The sequence below is a fragment of the Myxococcus sp. AM010 genome (assembly GCF_013372585.1).
GTDB lineage: Bacteria > Myxococcota > Myxococcia > Myxococcales > Myxococcaceae > Myxococcus > Myxococcus vastator.
The window spans coordinates 1-1,927 of sequence record NZ_JABXEO010000196.1; the positions used below are offsets into that span (position 1 = coordinate 1).

At 68.0% G+C, this 1,927-nt stretch carries 2 protein-coding genes; one reads left to right on the forward strand and one right to left on the reverse strand.

The window, feature by feature from the left end:
• Positions 1 to 81: 81 nt before the first annotated feature.
• Positions 82 to 1,488, forward strand: a complete 1,407-nt coding sequence (gene tnpC / locus HV826_RS36235; protein WP_176421557.1) for an IS66 family transposase — start codon at positions 82 to 84, stop codon at positions 1,486 to 1,488.
• Positions 1,489 to 1,491: 3 nt separating this feature from the next.
• On the opposite strand, the gene HV826_RS36240 is transcribed toward tnpC, so the two are convergent.
• Positions 1,492 to 1,851, reverse strand: coding sequence for a winged helix-turn-helix domain-containing protein (locus HV826_RS36240; RefSeq protein ID WP_255217600.1), 360 nt, complete (start codon positions 1,849 to 1,851; stop codon positions 1,492 to 1,494).
• Between the last annotated feature and the right edge of the window lie 76 nt (positions 1,852 to 1,927).

Sequence of the window (1,927 nt, forward strand, 5' to 3'; positions counted from 1 at the left end):
CGTAAGCGTTCAGGTGGGATGGGCGGCTGAAGAAGGAGCAGGCCAGCAGCCGACGGGAGGCTCGTCGCTCGCTGACGCGGCGTGGGGCATGGGACACGACGTGTCGTGGCCGAGGTCGACCCCAAGGATGCGCGCATCGCGGAGCTCGAGCGTCAAGTCGAGGAGCTGACTCGACTGGTGCAGGAGTTGCGGGAGCAGTTGCGGCGCAACTCGGGCAACACGAACCGGCCACCGTCGAGCGATACGCCGGGGCAGAAGGCGGAGCGGTGCAAGCAGAGCGGGAGTGGGAAGAAGCGCGGGGGGCAGCCGGGACACCAAGGCCTGACACGCGCGCTGGTTGCCGAGGAGAAGGTGAGTGAGTTCAAGCACCTCTTCCCGTCCGCGTGTGAGAATTGCTGGGCTCCCCTCTCGCCCGAAGGTGGCACGCGGGTGCGGCGCTACCAATCCGTGGAGTTGCCGCCGCTCAAGGCCCACGTCACGCAGTGGGTGCGTCATGGCGTGGAGTGCCCCACGTGCAACCATGAGACGTGGGCGAGCACCGCGCCGATTCCGACGTCGCCCTTCGGCCCGCGGCTATCGGCCGTCGTTGGCCTTTTGACGGGCGTCTACCACCTGAGTCGGCGCTCGACAGTGAGGCTTCTGGGGGATGTGCTGGGCATCGACATTTCCCTGGGGGCGGTGAGCGCCGTCGAGGCGCGCGTCAGCGAGGCCGTGAAGCCCGCGGTGGACGAGGCCTGGGCCCAGGTGTTGTCGGCGCCGGTGAAGCACACGGACGGCACCCAGTGGCTTGAGGGGGGCCTGGCGCGCGCGCTGTGGACCATCGCCTCGTCAATGGCCACCGTCTTCAAGATTCTGACGGACGGCAAGTCGCGGACGCTCGCATCGCTCTTCAGCCTGAAGCTCGGTGTCCTCGTGAGCGACCGCGCCACCGCGCTGAATTTCTGGGCCATGGAAGCGCGGCAGGTGTGCTGGGCCCACCTCTTGAGGAAGGCCATTTCCTTCTCGGAGCGCGACGGGCCAGCCGGAGCGATTGGGCGCGAGCTCCTCGACTACATCGGCATCCTCTTCGACTACTGGGGACAACTCAGGAGCGGCGAATTGCAGCGGGACGCGCTGCAAGGGCGCATGGCCCCGGTACGCGCCCAGGTGGAAGCCCTGCTTGAGCGCGCGGTGGCCGCGAGGCTGCCGCACGTCTCCGGCTCCTGTGAGGACATCCTCAAGCACCGGGCGGCGCTGTGGACTTTCGTCGACAGGGAGGGAGTCGAGCCCACGAACAACCACGCTGAGCGCGAGCTGCGGGCCTTCGTCCTGTGGCGCAAGCGAAGCTTCGGCACGCAGAGCACCCGGGGGAACCTCTTCGCCGAGAGGGTGATGACGGTGGCGCACACCGCCCGCAAGCAGGAAAAGAATGTGCTCGAATTCCTGACGGCCTGCTGCACCACCGCCCGGACGGGGGCGCCCCCACCCTCGCTCTTCGCCGCGCCCTGAGTGCTACGTGGCCTTCCCTCCCATGGGGAAGTAGCGCGTCGCGTTCCGCTCTCCTGCGCTGCGCACGCGGCCCTCGTGCTTCAAACGCATCATCGGTCGATGAAGCGCCCGTGGCTTTTCTCCGACGTGCGCGGCGATGACCGTCATCGTCTCGCCCGGACACGCCTGCACCGCTTCGAGCAACCGCTCCGCGAGGCCGGCGACGGCACCTGAAGAGCGTCGGACTCTCGTCCCCCGCCGCTGCATCGCCACGGAGGGCACGGGAGCCACCGCCGAGAACGCGCGCTCCACCGCCGCCTTCACCAGGCGTTGCTGCTCCACCAGGTACTCGTGGACCAGCCGTTCAATCTTCGATTCCAGCATCGCAGGGAGTTTCGTCCGCATCCGCCACGGGTTGCACACCGCGACGCCGGCCTCAACACCAGCCCTGAACGGTTAC

What these genes read in the sequence shown, in the direction of transcription:
- HV826_RS36240 (WP_255217600.1), bottom strand. Translation starts at nt 1,851, where the DNA reads ATGCTGGAATCGAAGATTGAACGGCTGGTCCACGAGTACCTGGTGGAG.